A 16,170-nucleotide genomic window follows, 5' to 3' on the forward strand; every position below is an offset into this window, starting at 1 on the left:
CCGATGACACGCATCGATCATTTGAATTTACGTTCCTTTGACCTGAACCTGCTGCTGGCCTTCGACGCGCTGATGCAGGAGCGAAGCGTCACCCGTGCGGCGGCCTGCCTGCGCATCAAGCAACCCGCCATGAGCCATGCCCTGGCGACACTGCGCGTCTTGCTCGGCGACGAACTCTTTATCCGCGTGGGTTACCAGATGGAGCCGACACTGAGGGCACGCGAACTACAAATGCCGATTCGCGAGCTCCTGGATGCCACGCAGAAATTGCTGCTCGCAAACCCCAGCTTCGACCCCGCTGTCGACGAAAGAACGTTCCGGATCGGGCTTTCCATCCAGTCAGAGCCGCTGCTGGTGTCGGAGCTTTTCGCAGACCTGGCGCTGTCGGCGCCCCGGGTGAAGCTGTTGCTCAGCCAGACCAGCCGCGAACGCGCCTACGATGCGCTCGATGCAGAGCAGATCGACTTCGCCATCGGCTATCTTCCCGGCGGAAGCGGATGGCACCACCGCCAGGGAATGTTCGACCTGGGTGTGGTTTGCTGCTTTCATCCGTCGCTACTGCCGTACCAGGTGCCGGTCAGGCTCGATCAGTACAAGGCGAGCCGCCATGCGTTGATCTCCGCCAAGAACAACCTGCTTGGGTATCTTGAGGACGCGCTGACCGAGGCGGGCGTGGAGATCGAACCTGTCCTCGCCGCCCCGAACTTCCTGACGCTCTTCGCGACCGTGGCGCGCGCACCGCTGATGGCCACCGTTCCGGCCATCGTTGCGCGGCACTACGCGCCGATGTTCGGCCTGGTTGCGAGTCCGCTGCCCTTTGCCTTCCCCTCGTTTCCCGTTGAACTGATATGGCACGCACGAAGCCAGGGAGATAGCGCCCACGCATGGCTGCGTGGCAAGATCGAGCAAAGCGCCGCCGCGATGATTCCCGCGGACATGGTCCAGCCAGGGTCTTCTGGCGCCGCTGCCGGCGTGGCGGCCCGTGGGCGACGGCGCCGTGGCAGGACCTAGCCTACCTCTGATCGCCGGCAGCTCGAATATGTCCCATGCCGGAATACGCCGGCGCGTTGCAGTACCGGGACCATTGATCCTGGCCATCGACCAGGGAGTGTCAATGTCTCTGACCCTTCTGCTCCGTTGCACCGACCTCAAGCGAACGCGAGCGCTCTATGACTCCGCAGAGAATACGATCACGATCGCCGGTGCTGGCCTTGCGATCACCAATCCATTGGTGGCCCGCATCTACTAGCTCTCGGGCTGCAGCACTCTGCAATATCGATTGCAGGGAAAGACGATCGAAGTGCCCGTTCGAGATTAGTGAGCCACCTAACGTGACGGCTGCAGTCCGAGGCCGTCAAGAAAGGCAAATGTCCTGGCGAGCGTGTCGTCATAGGGCGCAAGGCCCCGCGCGTCCTTGGCGCGGCTATTGAAAAAGCCATGCCCCTGCCCTGCGTATTCATGCAGTTCGCATCTGCCTGCCGCCGACGTTACCTTGCGGCAGAATTCCCTCACTGTGCCGATTGGCACGATGCGATCCGCGTCACCGTGGAAGATAAGCATGGGCGGAGAGGCGGCTACGTTCATTGCGCTGGGCGAGATCGCGGCGGCCTCATCCGGCCGGAGACCGATCCATGAGCCCATCGGGACCAGGTCGACCGCCGGGTTGTAAAGCACCAGCGCGGCCGGCAGCGCCGCGCCGGTAACAGACAGCGAAGCGACGAGGGCCAGTTGCCCGCCAGCCGATCCGCCTGCCAGCACGATCCGGCCGGGATCAACGCCCAGTCCGGCAGACTCGCGCCTTAGCCAGGCATAAGCGTCCCGCGCGTCTTCGACCGCGGCGATGGCATTGGTCTTGTCGCGGCAGGCCACGCGATAGTCAGCGAGAACCGAGACATATCCGCGCCCGGCAGCCGCCTTCGCCTGCCCCAGGAACTGGTCTACCTGTCCACGACGCCACCCTCCCCCGAAGAAAAACAAAATGGCGGGCCTGTGCGCGGAAGTATCGGCTGGCTCCAGCACATGGACGCGGAGGTCTCGGCCGGAGGCGGTCTTATAGACGCGGCCGACCGCGCCAGGCATGGATGCGGGCGTGGAGCCGGCCCCCACGCAACTCGCCTCGCCCGACAGCATGGCGGGTAAGGGCGTAGGTAGTCCACCAGGCGAAGCCGCTCCGCAACCAAACGTGGACGCTGCCGCGAGCGCCAGTGTGAACAACAAGGCAAGGCGGCGAAGGTGATAGCGCGTCATCATGGGTTGCAAAGCAGGTATCCAGTCAAACCAGTAGATCCGTGTCGGATGCTCGCTTCCTACATGGCTTGCGGGGTAACGAGCGGCACCGTTGCACCGAGCCGACCGACAGCTCCCGGAGAGCGCGCCATCGGCCCGAGCGCCATTGCCGTGGCATCATTTGCCGCCTTTTCCCGGACTACCGCGTTCAATGGTTACGAGGTCAAATTCCGCTGCCGCCTTCATGAACGATCGCTCGAACGCCTCGGCATCCTGCTGCAGGCGCTGCAGTAGCGCGGGCTCGCTCGCTGCCTTGTCGTACTTTTCGCCGGGATCGCGGCCAAGGTGGTAGAGCGTCGGCTTGTCCAGCTTCGGTTGCTTGGCGCCTGCCAGGCTACGCCCGCTGCCGTCATAGAAGTTGATCTTCCAGTCGCCCTCGCGCCATGCCTGCAATCTGCCCTGGTAGTAATAGGGGAGCACCTGGCGCGAGCTGGGCGCCTGGCCGCGCAGCGCCTTGCCCAGGTCGACGCCGTCGACAACGGCGTCGGGTACCTTGGCCCCTGCCAGCGCGGCGAAGGTGGGCAGGAAATCGTAGGCCGCACCGATACCGTCCACCACCGCGGGTCGGATGGTTCCCGGCCACCAGAACAGCGCCGGCACCCGCGAGCCCCCTTCGTAGGTCGACGCCTTGCCATCGCGCAAAATGCCGGCCGATCCCACCATTTCCTCGTACAGGATCCATGGACCGTTGTCGCTGACGAATACGACGAGAGTATTGCTGGCATTGGCGCTCCGGCGCACGGCCTCCAGCACCCGGCCGACATTGTGGTCAAGCTCGGCAATGGCATCGCCCACGGGGCCACCCTTGCTGCTGCCGACGAACTCCGGCGCCGGCATATGCGGCAGGTGGGGTTTTTCGTATCCGACCCAGGCGAAGAAAGGCTTGTCGTGTTTCCGGCTGACCAGGTCGACGACCTGATCGGTCAACCGCTTGTTGTACCGCGGCTGGTCAACCGGCCGTTCGATGACCTGGTCGCGATACTCGGCCTTGCCATTGACCATGACCCGCCCACTCGATATCAGTGGCGAATTCCAGTACTCGCTCTTTGGGTTCTTGAAAGCCGCCATGGCCTGCCGAAGGTACAGTGAATACAGCTCCTTGGGCGATTCGCCGCTCGCAAAGCGCTGGCGCAACTCGGCCGGCGTCACGGTGCCAGGCGGGCCGACAAAATAGGCGTCGTTGGACATCGGCATGCCCCACCAGGTATCGAAGCCGTGCCGCGTCGGGTAGGCACGCGGGGCATCGCCCAGATGCCATTTCCCGAACAATGCGGTGGCGTAGCCGGCGTCACGCAGCAAGCTGGCAATGGTCACTTCGCGGTCGGGGAAACCGTAGGGATCGCCTTCGATCTGGACACTGTTGATGGCGCCGTACAAGCCCGTGCGGGTTTCAACCCGCCCCGTCAGCATGGCTCCCCGGCTTGGCGAGCAAACCGGCGAGCTGACGTAGAAATTCGTCCAGCGCTGGCCCTCCGCAGCCATCCGGTCAAGGCTCGGCGTGCGGAACACGGGGTGACCGTAGCTGCCGAGGTCGCCCCAGCCCAAATCATCGGCAATCAGCAGGATGATGTTGGGGCGGGTGTTCGTGCGCTTGTCGGGAGGCGCCGCCTGTACCAGGGAGAGTGGCGCGGTAAGTGACAAGGCCCCCAGAACGTAAAGCGCTCGCAGGCACAACACGCGCAGCGTGCGCGTAGCACCCATGCCTGAGGGCTCTGTCCAACGCGCCTGACCAGGCGCCGCGCGCCGCATTCCGGTTTTATTACCTTCCATGTATCCCTCCATCTTCGAATGTTCGCTTCTCGGGCTCGCCCCCGCGCCGCGGCGAGGTGCGGCGTCTGCTGCAGTGCTGCTTCCTATGGAAGGACCTTGCCGTCCGCGTAGTGGAGCAGCCCTGCGCTGTAGCCAATGCGCATGGCGTTGACATGAAGGATTTCACCCGGCCTGAGGGGGATGACCTCGCCATCGTAGACCGTCCAACTACGCGCCGCCGGACGCTTCTCGCCGGTTTTGGCAAGGCCTTTGCCGAGCAACTCACCGACAAGACGCTCGAAATCCCAGCTCTGTACGACATGTGCGGCTTCGGGCGTGGCGGTGCCGGGGCGTTCAATCCAGTAGCCGATGGACGCTCCCTCGGTAGCACACTCGATGCGCACCCCACCCGCAGCCACGCGTATATCGGGGGTTGCCGTCGCGGGGGGACTGCTCCCGCCATGCCACATTTGCGCAAGCATGTCCCGCTCCGGCGTGCCACCCATATCGTCATACTGGTCGGTCCAGGCCTGAAACGCCTGCCGGAGTTCCTGTAGCTTGCCCTGGTACTGCGGATCGCCCGCCAGGTTGTGCTGTTCCCAGGGATCCAGCTCCGCGTCGTAGAGTTCTTCCGCGGGCTTCGTCCTGAACCAGGATGCCGTGGCAGGAGGAAGCTTGCCGTCCGCCTTCAGTGTCAGGAGTTCCCGCATCATCGGGAGCATCAAGCGGAACTTGAGCGGCTGATAGAACGGCTTTTGCGGCGCGTAGTTGTAGAGATATCGAAAACGCTTGTCCCGGACCATCCGTACCCGATCATATTCAGTGTCCATGCGATCGCGCGCCGCAAAGACGTACCTCCGCGCAGAACCAGCCCGTTGCGTGCCGAGAAACGCCTGGCCTTGCATATGGCGGGGGATGGGCACACTTGCCAACGACAACACGGTCGGCGCCAGGTCGACCCCGCTCACCAGGTCATCGCTGCGCGTGCCCGCGCTCGCGCCGCCGGGGAACCGCACGATGAAGGGCACACGGGTGCCGCGCTCAAGAATCTCGCGCTTCATCCACGGCAGGTTCCCGCCGTTGTCGGCAAACAGAAAGATGATGGTGTTGTCGTACAGTCCATCGTCCTTCAGTGCCTGGATCAGCTCGCCGACTTGCCGGTCCATCAACGCGATGTTGGTGTACATGCGGGCGATATCGCCGCGCACAGTCGGCGTGTCGGGGAAAATCGGCGGCACCGAAACCTTGCTGGGATCTTGCAGCAAGGGATCCTTGCGCAGGGCCACCATCGATTCGTGGGTCAGGAAGAAGTTGAAGACGGAGAAGAAGGGCTTGTCCTTGGGCCGGTTGCGATAGGATGCCGCCGGGCCGTTTTCGTCCCAGACCGTGACCGGCGCCTCAAACTGGTAATCCTGCTTCTGGTTGTTGGAGGTGTAGTAGCCCGCCTTGCGCAAGTACTCCGGGAAGGCCTTGACCTGCGCGGGCAGCACCACCGAATAGTTCGCCGGCATGCCGTCCGGCTTCGACCGGTCGCTGTCTCCCGGCCGGGAAATCTCCGCGGCGCCGGCGCGCATGTGGTGAGCGCCCACCGAGGTCGGATACATGCCGGTGATCAGCGCGGCGCGCGCGGGCGCGCAAACGCCCGCGACCTGATAGGCGTGGGTATAGAGCACACCTTCGCGGGCCAGCTGGTCGATATTGGGTGTGTTCGCCTGACTGTCCCCATAAGCGCCAATGAACGTCGTGATGTCCTCCACGGTGATCCAGAGGATATTCGGCCTGCCCTGCGGGGCCTGTGCATGGAGCGGGCCGGCCAGCAGCATGAGCGCCAGCACCATGCAGCACATGACGGCACTTGCGGTCCCTGCCAGCAGGCGACGCAGTCGCCTCGCATGGCTTTCTCGTTTCACCTTCACGTCCCGTTCAACTTTGCGCATTTGCACACATTCCCCGCTCGCAGACACCTTCCGATTAGCCGCTGACTTGACCGCCAGGCACGGCAGCTTTGTCCGGTCGCCGCTGTTGCTGCCTTGCCTGCCACTTGTCCTGGTCCATCACCAGCCGGAAGCCCAGGTGCGACATGCTGGAATATGGATCCGCGCCCTGCCTGGCACTGGGGCGATAGCTCAGGCAATAGTCCTGGTTGCAGAGGAAGGAGCCACCACGTATCACCCGCCTGGGCGCCCGCGCTGGAACGCCAGGCTCGGAGGGATCCCAGCTGTGCGGCGGTCCCTGCGGATCGACCTCCGCCTTGCCGGCGGCGGCAACCCGTTTGAACTGGTCGCTGCGGTACCAGTCCCCGGCCCATTGCCAGGCATTTCCCGTCATGTCCCGGAGTCCGTAACCGTTTGCGGGAAACGTGCCGGCCGCACTCGTACCGAGTGCCCCGCCCGCCTTGGCGCTCGCCACCGGGAAAGGTTGTGACTGCTGGCCCTGCCAGACGTTGGCCATCTGCTTGCCGCCCGGCGCGAACTGGTCGCCCCAGGCATAGGTCGCCTGTTCCAGCCCGCCGCGCGCCGCAAACTCCCATTCGGCTTCGGTCGGCAGCCGCTTGCCCGCCCAGGCAGCATAGGCTTGCGCATCCTCATAGGAGACCTGCACCACGGGATGGTCGTCCTTGCCGTTGATCGAACTGCCAGGGCCATTCGGATGACGCCAGTTCGCGCCCGGCACGAAGCGCCACCAGCGCGAATAGTCCTGCAGCGGCACCGCGCGGTCAGTGCCGACGAAGACCATGCCGCCCGGCACCAGCGCACTGTCAGGTGGGCGTGGCGTGCCAGCGGGCACCTGGACCTTCAGCGCCTCCCAGTCCGGCTTCTTCTCGGCGGTGGTGACATAACTGGTCGCCGCGACGAATGCGCGGAACTCGGCGTTAGTCACGTGATGCTGGTCCATCCAGAAGCCGGCCACGTGCACCTTGTGCGCCGGGCGTTCGCTGTCCCGCGCGAGCGGGTGGTCGCTGCCCATCAGGAATTCTCCGCCAGGAATCCAGGCCATGTTTAGTGGACCGGCAACACCGTCGCCGAGAATGACCCGCGGCGACGCCTTCGCGCCGGTCTCCCGGAGGGCCTCGCTGGCCGGGCGGGTCGCCCAGGCCAACGTAAGCCCGAGCGCGACAGGACCGGCAACCAGCAGCGCGCAGCGCAGAATCTTGCGCAGGCGCGAGGCCGGCACCGCCGCACGCGCGCCCCTGGCATTCATCAGGGTCGATTCGCCATGTTTCGAGTTACCCACGCCGCTATCTCTTAATGTTGCTGAAGGACAAAGGAATCGGCATCATGCGCGCCCGCAAACGACGCCATATATAGTCGGCGGAACCTATCGCCGCGCGCCTTGCAGGCTGCGCAGCACGTGTTTCGGGATCGACGGCAGCCCGACCTCCACCGGGCGCTGCAGATCGCTCTCGTATTTCTTCTCTAGGGCATCCGCCTTGTCGCCGCGCCCCGTCGCGCGCAGCCGATCCAGGTAGGCAGGCAGTTCTCCGCGCACGTGATAAGGCCCTCCTTCCGCAACGACATTGCGCAGGGGGTCACGCCCGCGCGCGGCATCCGGCAGCATCTTGTCGAGCCACCCCTGCAGCAGGGTCAGTCCCTCTTCCACGATCTCCGGCCGCGCGCCGGCCAGGTTGTGCAGCTCATGCGGATCGGCGTGCAGGTCGAACAACATCACGTCGTCGAACAAATGGTAGCCGTCATGCAGGGTGCAGATCAGGATCCAGTCGCCAAACCGGACGGCGCGCTGGCACGTCCACGCTCCTTGAGAAAGGATCAGATGATCCCTTCCCTCGTCAGCACCTGCCTTCAGGCTCGCGGCAAACGATGTGCCGTCCCAGCTCGCCGGGACGCCCTGGCCGAGCAGTTCCAGCACCGTGGCGGTCACGTCGACCTGATAGTGGAAAGCCTGATACTCACGCCCGGGTTCGAGTCCCGGCCACTTGAGAAGCAGCGGGACCTGCGTCGTGCACTGGTCCGCCGTCTGGTGATCCCCATAGACGCCGAGCTCCCCCAGCGTTTCGCCGTGGTCGGAGGACAGCATGATCGCCGTATCCCCCTTCACGCCGAGCCGGGCAAGCTGGTCCAATAGTTTCCCGACGTATTCGTCGGCCACTAGAATTCCTGTGTCATAGCCATCAAACATGGCACGGGCTGCCGCCATGTCGGGAATCTGCTGCGGCTGGCGGGGGAAGAACGCACGCGCCGCTTCCTGCGGCGCGAAGCCCGTGCATTCCTGGGCACCATGCGGGCCGCAGCCCTGCCAGTGGCGCGCGCGAATCTCCTCGGTCAGCCATGCCGGCAGCGGATCATCGGCAAAGGGCGCGCCATATTTCGCGGCGGCCCGGTAGGGGGTGTGCGGGTCCCACATATGCACGTGCAGGAACCAGTTGTCTTCCGCCCCGTGCCGCGCCAGCCAGTCCGAGGCGATCGCGAAGACCTCGTCCGCGGTCTCGAGGCCGAACTTGCCGACGTTGAAGGCCTCGTCAAACCCTGCATACCACTGGAAGGCGGAGTGCCTCTGCGCAAAGGAGCTGATACTGGCGGTCCGCAGCCCTGCCTGCTGCAGCAGGAACGGAAAGCTCTCCAGTTGCAGGTTCGACCAGAACTTCCGGTCCGGGCCGCCGATCACCGGGTCCGCGTCGACTCCGCCATGATTGACCACGCCATTGTGTATGCCGAAGCGGCCAGTCAGCAGCGCCGTGCGGCTGGGCAGGCACGGAGTGTCCGAGGCATGCACATTGCGGAACAGCATGCTTTCGGCGGCCAGCCTGTCAATGTTCGGGCTGGTGTTGCGATGGTAGCCATAGCATCCAAGATGGTCCGGCCGCAGGGTGTCGATATCAATGTAGAGTAGCCGCATAGGGTATTGGGTTTGTGCTGATCAATCAGATTCGCCGGTGGGCAACAGGTGTGCGCTATTGATGCCGCCAGCGCCTGGCGATGTCCTCGACCATGCGGCGATGGAACGCCGGTGTGATCGGATATTTCCAGAGAAGCAGGACCGAACACACCACGCCGGCCAGCGGAATCAGGCACATTGCCGCCTTGATGGAAGCGAGCGTCGATGCGTCCAGCGGCTGGTTGGCCACGAAGCCGGCCCATTGCAGGATCTGCCCGAGCAGCACGGCGTTGACGGCCAGGGCTGCCTTGTGCGAGAAAGCCGCGAATCCAGCGATCTTCGCTTCATTGCGTTCGCCGAACTTCCACTCGTTGAATTCGACGGTATCGGGCAGCATCGCCCAATAGTTAATAGCGAAGCTGGCCGTCCCTGTGCCGATGAGTGCAATCCAACCCAGCACGACCAGCATGGACGATTCGGTGTTGAGCCAGAAGCCGAGATAGCCGGCGGCGGCAAGGGCGCTCCCCGCCATCCACGCGGCCCGCTTCGAAAAGCGCCGCGCCGCCCACACCCAGGCAGGCGCAAGCAGGACCAGCATCACCACGCTGAGCATGAGTGCGACCGGTGCCATATCGGGGCGCTGCAATCCGTACTTGAACCAGTACAGGAGGCATTTGGAGAATATGGTCAGTGCCACCGCGGCAACCACGATGGCACCCAGTACGCGCACCAGCGGACCATTGTGGCGCAGCGTGCCCCAGAACCTGACGAAATCGCGCACAGTACCGCCCACCAGCGAGGACGCCTCGTGCGTTGGCGCGCCGTCGGGAACGCCCGGCAGGCTCTCCCTGCTATGGCGCACGCAGAAGAATATTGCCAGCGTGGCCAGCAGCCCGATCGGCAGGGCCACGATGAAATAGGGCTGCGCCACCTGGCCCGTCAGCGCAGACACGGCCTTCGGCAAGAACAGCGCGATGAACATGCCCGCTCCCGCGGCAAACATCATGCGTATGCCGGCAAGCGTTGCGCGTTCCGCGGTATCGGAAGTCATGCTCGCGGACATGGAGAGATACGGGAGATTGACAACCGTGTAGAACGTCCGCATCACGATATGGGACAGCGTGGCATAGATGACCAGCGCCGTCGCGCCTACCGGCGGCACGTAGAACATGGCGGCAAAGCTGAGCGCCAGGGGCACGGCCCCGAACAACATGTAGGAGCGGTACTGTTTGCGGCGGGCGCGAGCGCGATCAACGATCGATCCCATGATGGGATCGGCGATGGCGTCGTAGATGGACGCGATCGCGACCGACAACCCTGCCACTGCCGGTTCGATGCCCAGCACGTCCGTGTAATAGAAGTACAGGAACAGCGTGATCGCCTGCCAGTAGAGATTGCAGCCGAAGTCCCCGGCGCCGTAGCCGAAGCGGTGCCGCCAGGTCAGGCGAGCCCCGCCCGCCTCCCCCGCGCTCAGGTCAGCCTCATTCTCCAATGCCTGCTGTTGCACAAGCGCGGAACCGGACGGGTTGGTCATCTGGAAGTCTCCATTGTCATCGGCCGCCAACGACGCCAGCCGCATATTTTTACTTACTATCTAGTAAGTAATTCAATGGATCAACTAGGGAAATCCCGCGGGAGAGGTGGGCAATCCATCCGGAAAGCAGGTGACTGAGGCCCGGGCCACGGGCTGGAGCGCCAGTTGCTATTCGGAAGCCGCTTCGAGGAACAGCTTGCGCAGTTCGGCGAACTGGCGGTCGACGCGAGGGTTGTCGTCGCTGAGCGACTTGCCGATGGTGTAGCCACGCAACGCCGCCACAGCCAGATCCCGCAACACTTCCAGGCGCGGCGCCGTCTTGAAGTTTCCGATCAGGTCGCTCCATGCCTTGTCGAACGCTGCCTCGCGCCGCGCGACCAGCGGCGCCACCTCGTCGCGGAATCCCGGATCGCGCCGCGCGGCAAGCAGCAGTTCGATCAGCGCCATTTGATTGATCGAAGAAGCGTGGTTGCCCATTGTATCGAGCACGGCCAACAAGCGGTCCTTTGGCGTCAGAAACGCCGGAGCGGCTGCAGCGAATCGCACGGCCATTTCGTCATAGAGCGCATTCATCACCGCCACCATCATCGCGTTCTTACTCTCGAAGTGGTAAATCAGCGCTGCGCGAGTCAGGCCGACCCGCTCCGCGATCTCTGACATCGTCGTGCCCGCATAGCCGAGTTCCGCCAGGCTTTCCACCGACGCCGTCAGAATGCGGGCTTTGGTTTGCGCGGACATCTCGGCATTTGACGTGCGGCGTGCGTTACTTCTTTTCGGTTTCACCGATTGTCTCCAGGATTGATCGCCGCTGGTGAGCGGGATGCCATTGTAAACCCCGAGTGCACTTCTTTCGACTACATACTAACCTACGCGTCAGTTAATATGTGGCATGATGCGTAGAAGCATGCCGCGCGCAGAACGACCCGATATTCCCACCTTCCCTTTCTGGAGCTATATGTCACTGACTCGCCTGCACACCCAGTCGGACCGCTTTGTCGATACATGCGGCAGGGAAATCCTGCTGCGCGGCGTCAACCTCGGCGGGGACAGCAAGGTTCCCTACCCGAATGGCGGCACGCATCACCACACGGACTTCTCCGATCACCGCGAAGTGTCTTTCGTCGGCCGGCCGTTTCCGCTGCAGGACGCGGACTCGCACTTGGCCCGCATCCGCCGCTGGGGCTTCAACTGCCTGCGCCTGATCACCACATGGGAAGCGATAGAGCACGCCGGCCCCGGCCAGTACGATGAGGACTATCTCACCTACTTCGCCGAGGTCTGCCGAAAAGCCGGGGAACATGGCTTGTATGTCTTCATCGATTTCCACCAGGACGCCTGGTCGAGGATGAGCGGGGGCGATGGCGCGCCAGGCTGGGCCTTCGAGGCCGTGGGCCTGGACTACCGCGCTTTCGATGCCGCGGATGCCGCGCACGTGATGCAGCACCGCTTCCGGTTTGCCGACGGGAATCCACGCCAGCCCGGCTACCCGCAGATGAGCTGGCCGCTCAACTACCGCCTGCCTGCCAACGCCATCATGTGGACACTCTTCTGGGCCGGCCGCGCGCTTACGCCGGACTTTCGCATCCAGGGGCAGAACGTCCAGGATTACCTGCAGGGGCGCTTTTTCGATGCAGTCGATCAAGTGGCTCGCCGCGTATGCGCATTGCCGCATGTGATCGGCGTCGACATTCTCAACGAACCCGGACTGGGCTGGCTGGGCCAGCCCCTTTCAGCGCCCGACGGCCCGCGTTTGCCCGGCCCCGTGGTCACGCCGCTCGCCGCGCTTTCCATCGCGCGCGGCATACCCACGGAAGTGCCGGTGGTTGCGTTCGGCGCCACGCCAGATCATTCCCAATCCGGCTCGTCACACCTGCTCAATGCCGCCGGGCGTTCCATCTGGTTCCCTGATGCCGCGTGCCCGTTCGAACGCGCCGGCATCTACCGGGTCCAGAATGGCGCCCTTGTGCCGCTCGCGGAAGACGCGTTCAAGACGATGAGCGGCCGTGCCCTGGACCTCGCAGAAGATGTGTTCTCGCCGTTCTTCGCCGAGGCCGCCGCACGTGTGCGCCGCCACCGCGAAGACTGGCTGCTGATGGCGCAGATGGACCCGACCGGGGCGCTCGCCGGCCGCGCCTTTCCCACCGGCATGCCTGGGCAGTCTGTCAACGCAAGCCACTGGTACGACCTGGCCCTGCTGTTTGGCAAAACCTTTGATCCCAACGCATCCGTCGACTTTCTCACGGGAGAGCGCGCCGATAGCGCTGCTGCCCTGCGTGAGCGATACACACGCCAACTGGCCATATTGAAGGCGGCCGCGAAGGGCTTCCCCGGCGGCGCACCCACGTTGATCGGGGAATTCGGCATTCCGTACGACCTGGACAACGGCCAGGCCTATGTTGAGTGGGCGGCAGGCAAGCGGGATGTGTTCGGCCCGCACACCCAGGCGCTCGAGCTTATATATGAGTCGCTGGACGCCCTCCTGCTGAGCTCCACCCAGTGGAACTACACGGCCGGCAACCGGAACGACCTGCGCATCGGCGACCAGTGGAACCAGGAAGACTTCTCGATCTACTCGGCCGACCAGGCCGACGACCCTTCCGATCCGTATGCCGGCGGCCGCGCCGTGGCTGGCTTCGCCCGGCCCTACGCTGCCGCGGTGCAGGGGCGCCTGGTCTCGATGCAGTTCGATCGTCGCTCCGGCACCTTCCATGTTGAATTCGCTGCCGATGCAACGGTACCGGCACCAACCGAACTCGTGCTGCCGCCAGCGCAGTTCCCGCATGGCGCCACGATCTCGGTCGATGGCCCGGTGCTCCGCTACGAGGAAGACATGGGGATGGGATCCGCGCGCGTCTGGGCCAGTGCTTCCGGCACCGTGCGGATCGAATGCCGCCGCAAATAAGCGCCTCGCAACACTTGGCCGCAATATGCGGCGCCGGGCCGGCAGGACGACGGCAGCCGGCCGGCCGGCGCGAGGCACTCGCGCCGGCCGCATTTCGCTTGATAAAAAAACGTCCCCCAATAACGCAAGGAGGAGAGCAATGCAAAGGATTCACCGGAAGCAACGCCTGCCCAGGACCATCTTGTGCGCAAGTGCGGCGCTGATCAGCGCCTCGGCCCAAGCACAGTCGGGCGTCACCCTTTACGGCGTGGTCGACGTCAATATCGAGTATGTCAGCAATTTTTCGAGCACTACGCCCACCGCGGCCAACCGCTTCGCCCGGGGTCCCGCGCACGATGTGGTCCGGATGAGTTCCGGCGGTTTGTCCGGCTCGCGCTTTGGTGTGCGCGGCACTGAGGACCTCGGCGGCGGACTGAAGGCGGTATTCACGCTGGAAAACGGCTTCACCGCGGATGACGGAAAGCTGGCCTTCAATGGCCGCATGTTCGGGCGCCAGGCCTGGGTCGGCCTCGCCAGCAGCGACTACGGGCGCATCACCTTCGGCCGGCAGACCTCCTCCATCTATGACGGCCTGGCCAACTTCACCGCGGCCCTCTACACGAATCAGTATGAGCCTGGCGGCGCCATCGGCGGCTTCAGTTCCCGCTCCGACAATACGGCGAAGTACGCCGGCCAGTTCGGCGGCCTGACCGCGATTGCGCACTGGTCATTCGGCAACGGCATCTTCGGTGCGGGCGAAACTCCGGGTCAGTTCCGCCGCGACACCGGCTACGGCGCAGCGCTGAATTACCAGGCCGGCCGCTACGGCATCGGCGTCGCCTATGACCAGTACAACCCTTCGCTGGCCGCGTCCAACGACGTCGGCAGTTTCAAGCGCGCCGGCATCGGGGCCAGCTACACCACCGGCGCCGTCAAGCTCGTGGCCGGCTATCGCTGGGGCATGGACAAGACCGGCTCCGGTGCCACGCTCTGGCACGACAATCTCTACTGGGCCGGCGTCAACTATCAGGCCACCGCGGCGCTGGGCTTCACCCTGGCCTATTACTATGACGACATCAGCCTTGCCAATATCAGCCTTGGCCGGCTTCCCGCCGTCCGGACCAGGAATCCCTGGCAGATCCTGTTCATCGCCGACTACAACCTGTCGAAGACGACCGACATCTACCTGACCAGCGCATACGCAAAGAATGCCGGCCTGAATTTCGACACCTCCGCCACCGGGTTCGTCAACGGCTACTTCCTCGGCTCGGGCAAGAACGACATGCTCGGCGTCGCAGTGGGCATCCGCAAGAAGTTCTGAACTCCTGGTCCGCTTGCGTCCGGGGGCGGCTGTCCCCATTGCGGCGGATATGCAACAGATGTGATCCACGACCTATCCACGGTGAAGCCTTGTCAATGCCCGTATTCGATCTGGTGATCTTCGGCGGCACGGGAGACCTTGCGTGCCGCAAGCTCATTCCCGCGCTCTTCAACGCGCATCGAGCCCGACTCCTGCATGCTCGCGGCCGCATTCTCGCCACCGGCACCGAGCCGATCGACCGCGCAGGCTTTATCGCCATGCTCGAAGCGCGCGGCAGGCAGATGGCGCAGGCGGGCGAGGCCGGCACCGGCGGCAGAGCCGATGCTGACTGGGACAGCTTCCAGCACCGCCTCGACTACCTCCAGGTCGACGCAACGCAGGACAGCGGCTTCGAGGCGCTGGCTGCAGGCCTGTCCGGGCATGCATCAGAAGTCGTCGTCTGCTACCTGGCGACCGCACCACACCTGTTTGCCCCGATCTGCGCGCAGCTCGCACGGGTAGGCCTGAACAAGCGCAACGTGCGTGTCGTGCTGGAGAAGCCGCTGGGCCATGATCTCGAGTCATCCGAGGCAATCAATGACGCAGTGGCCCGCTTCTTCGAGGAGGATCAGATCTACCGCATCGACCACTACCTTGGCAAGGAGCCGGTCCAGAACCTGATGGCGATCCGCTTCGGCAACACTCTGTTCGAGCCATTCTTGCGCAGGGAATGGGTTCGCGACGTGCAGATCACGATCGCGGAGGAACTCGGCGTCGAACAACGCGGGACCTTCTATGACCGCACCGGCGCGCTACGCGACATGCTCCAGAGCCACCTGCTGCAACTGCTGTGCATGGTGGCCATGGAACCGCCGGCAACGTTGGATGCCGACGCCATTCGCGATGAGAAGCTCAAAGTACTCAAGGCACTCAAGCCGATGAGCCCACGCTGCGTGGCCGAAAGAACGGTGCGGGGCCAGTACCGCCAGGGAGCGATCGACGGCCGGCCGGTGCCTGGCTATCGCGACGAGTCCGACGTCGCGGTGCACAGCCAGACCGAGACCTTCGTCGCCATCAAGGCCGACATCGCGAACTGGCGTTGGGCCGGCGTCCCCTTCTACCTTCGCACCGGCAAGCGCATGGCTTCGCGCCTGGCTGAGATCGTGATCCATTTCCACCGTGCGCCCCACGAGCTCTTTCCCTGCCCGCCGGGCTTGTCGGCCCGCAATCGTCTGGTGATCACGCTGCAGCCCGAGGAAAGCATCCGCCTCTACCTCTTCACGAAAGCGCCCGGCGATACCATCGCGCTGCGCGAGACCTATCTCGACCTTGACCTTGCGAGTTCCTCAAGCGAGCGCCGCGCGGATGCCTACGAGCGCCTGCTGCTCGACGCCATTCACGGCCGCCTCGGCCTCTTCGTCCGGCGCGATGAGCAAGCCCATGCGTGGCACTGGGTGAAGCCCATTCTCCAGACCTGGTCTGCCGGCGACCTGGCGCCCAAGCCATATACCGCGGGTACCTGGGGACCGGCGGCGTCCAGCGCCCTGCTCTCGCGCGACGGCGTGGCGTGGCACGAGGAAGCGTGAG

11 protein-coding genes are annotated in these 16,170 nt (G+C 64.3%); 4 read left to right on the top strand and 7 right to left on the bottom strand.

All coding sequences use genetic code 11. The annotated features are described in order from the left end of the window. The first annotated feature begins 3 nt into the window (after positions 1-3). Positions 4-1,011, top strand: a complete 1,008-nt coding sequence (locus ACW4E8_RS19600; RefSeq protein ID WP_456806042.1) for a LysR family transcriptional regulator — start codon at positions 4-6, stop codon at positions 1,009-1,011. Positions 1,012-1,326: 315 nt separating this feature from the next. On the opposite strand, the gene ACW4E8_RS19605 is transcribed toward ACW4E8_RS19600, so the two are convergent. The 7 genes from ACW4E8_RS19605 to ACW4E8_RS19635 form a co-directional block, all read right to left on the bottom strand. Further along, on the bottom strand, positions 1,327-2,130 hold the full coding sequence (locus ACW4E8_RS19605; RefSeq protein ID WP_456806043.1) for an alpha/beta hydrolase: 804 nt from the start codon (positions 2,128-2,130) through the stop codon (positions 1,327-1,329). 273 nt (positions 2,131-2,403) lie between these two features. Next, positions 2,404-4,056: a sulfatase-like hydrolase/transferase gene (locus ACW4E8_RS19610; protein ID WP_456806044.1), complete on the bottom strand. Its 1,653-nt coding sequence runs from the start codon at positions 4,054-4,056 to the stop codon at positions 2,404-2,406. Positions 4,057-4,139: 83 nt separating this feature from the next. Then, entirely contained in the window at positions 4,140-5,972 is a 1,833-nt protein-coding gene (locus ACW4E8_RS19615) for a sulfatase family protein (RefSeq protein WP_456806045.1), read from the bottom strand. Between the two features lie 34 nt (positions 5,973-6,006). Continuing rightward, a complete protein-coding gene (locus ACW4E8_RS19620; protein ID WP_456806153.1) occupies positions 6,007-7,236 on the bottom strand; it encodes a formylglycine-generating enzyme family protein in 1,230 nt (409 codons plus the stop codon). A 117-nt stretch (positions 7,237-7,353) separates the two neighbouring features. Continuing rightward, positions 7,354-8,889, bottom strand: coding sequence for a sulfatase family protein (locus ACW4E8_RS19625; RefSeq protein WP_456806046.1), 1,536 nt, complete (start codon positions 8,887-8,889; stop codon positions 7,354-7,356). Positions 8,890-8,944: 55 nt separating this feature from the next. Beyond that, positions 8,945-10,447, bottom strand: a complete 1,503-nt coding sequence (locus ACW4E8_RS19630) for an MFS transporter (protein ID WP_456806047.1) — start codon at positions 10,445-10,447, stop codon at positions 8,945-8,947. Positions 10,448-10,570: 123 nt separating this feature from the next. Beyond that, positions 10,571-11,185 (bottom strand): TetR/AcrR family transcriptional regulator, encoded by a 615-nt coding sequence (locus ACW4E8_RS19635; RefSeq protein ID WP_456806048.1) that lies wholly within the window; start codon positions 11,183-11,185, stop codon positions 10,571-10,573. A 172-nt stretch (positions 11,186-11,357) separates the two neighbouring features. Between ACW4E8_RS19635 and ACW4E8_RS19640 the strand changes: the two genes are divergently transcribed. From ACW4E8_RS19640 to zwf, 3 genes are all read left to right on the top strand, one after another. Beyond that, positions 11,358-13,304, top strand: a complete 1,947-nt coding sequence (locus ACW4E8_RS19640; protein WP_456806049.1) for a cellulase family glycosylhydrolase — start codon at positions 11,358-11,360, stop codon at positions 13,302-13,304. Between the two features lie 139 nt (positions 13,305-13,443). Then, entirely contained in the window at positions 13,444-14,604 is a 1,161-nt protein-coding gene (locus ACW4E8_RS19645) for a porin (protein ID WP_456806050.1), read from the top strand. Positions 14,605-14,699: 95 nt separating this feature from the next. Further along, complete coding sequence (gene zwf / locus ACW4E8_RS19650; RefSeq protein WP_456806154.1) at positions 14,700-16,169, top strand: glucose-6-phosphate dehydrogenase; 1,470 nt, start codon at positions 14,700-14,702, stop codon at positions 16,167-16,169. Position 16,170: the final 1 nt, after the last annotated feature.

Source organism: Cupriavidus sp. CP313 (assembly GCF_054072015.1).

Excerpts from the sequence above, each read along its gene's own strand:
- ACW4E8_RS19645 (WP_456806050.1), top strand. The coding sequence starts at position 13,444 with ATGCAAAGGATTCACCGGAAGCAACGCCTGCCCAGGACCATCTTGTGC.
- ACW4E8_RS19625 (WP_456806046.1), bottom strand. The coding sequence starts at position 8,889 with ATGCGGCTACTCTACATTGATATCGACACCCTGCGGCCGGACCATCTT.
- ACW4E8_RS19605 (WP_456806043.1), bottom strand. The coding sequence starts at position 2,130 with ATGCTGTCGGGCGAGGCGAGTTGCGTGGGGGCCGGCTCCACGCCCGCA.
- zwf (WP_456806154.1), top strand. The coding sequence starts at position 14,700 with ATGCCCGTATTCGATCTGGTGATCTTCGGCGGCACGGGAGACCTTGCG.
- ACW4E8_RS19620 (WP_456806153.1), bottom strand. The coding sequence starts at position 7,236 with ATGAATGCCAGGGGCGCGCGTGCGGCGGTGCCGGCCTCGCGCCTGCGC.
- ACW4E8_RS19640 (WP_456806049.1), top strand. The coding sequence starts at position 11,358 with ATGTCACTGACTCGCCTGCACACCCAGTCGGACCGCTTTGTCGATACA.
- ACW4E8_RS19610 (WP_456806044.1), bottom strand. The coding sequence starts at position 4,056 with ATGGAAGGTAATAAAACCGGAATGCGGCGCGCGGCGCCTGGTCAGGCG.
- ACW4E8_RS19600 (WP_456806042.1), top strand. The coding sequence starts at position 4 with ATGACACGCATCGATCATTTGAATTTACGTTCCTTTGACCTGAACCTG.
- ACW4E8_RS19615 (WP_456806045.1), bottom strand. The coding sequence starts at position 5,972 with ATGCGCAAAGTTGAACGGGACGTGAAGGTGAAACGAGAAAGCCATGCG.
- ACW4E8_RS19630 (WP_456806047.1), bottom strand. The coding sequence starts at position 10,447 with ATGCGGCTGGCGTCGTTGGCGGCCGATGACAATGGAGACTTCCAGATG.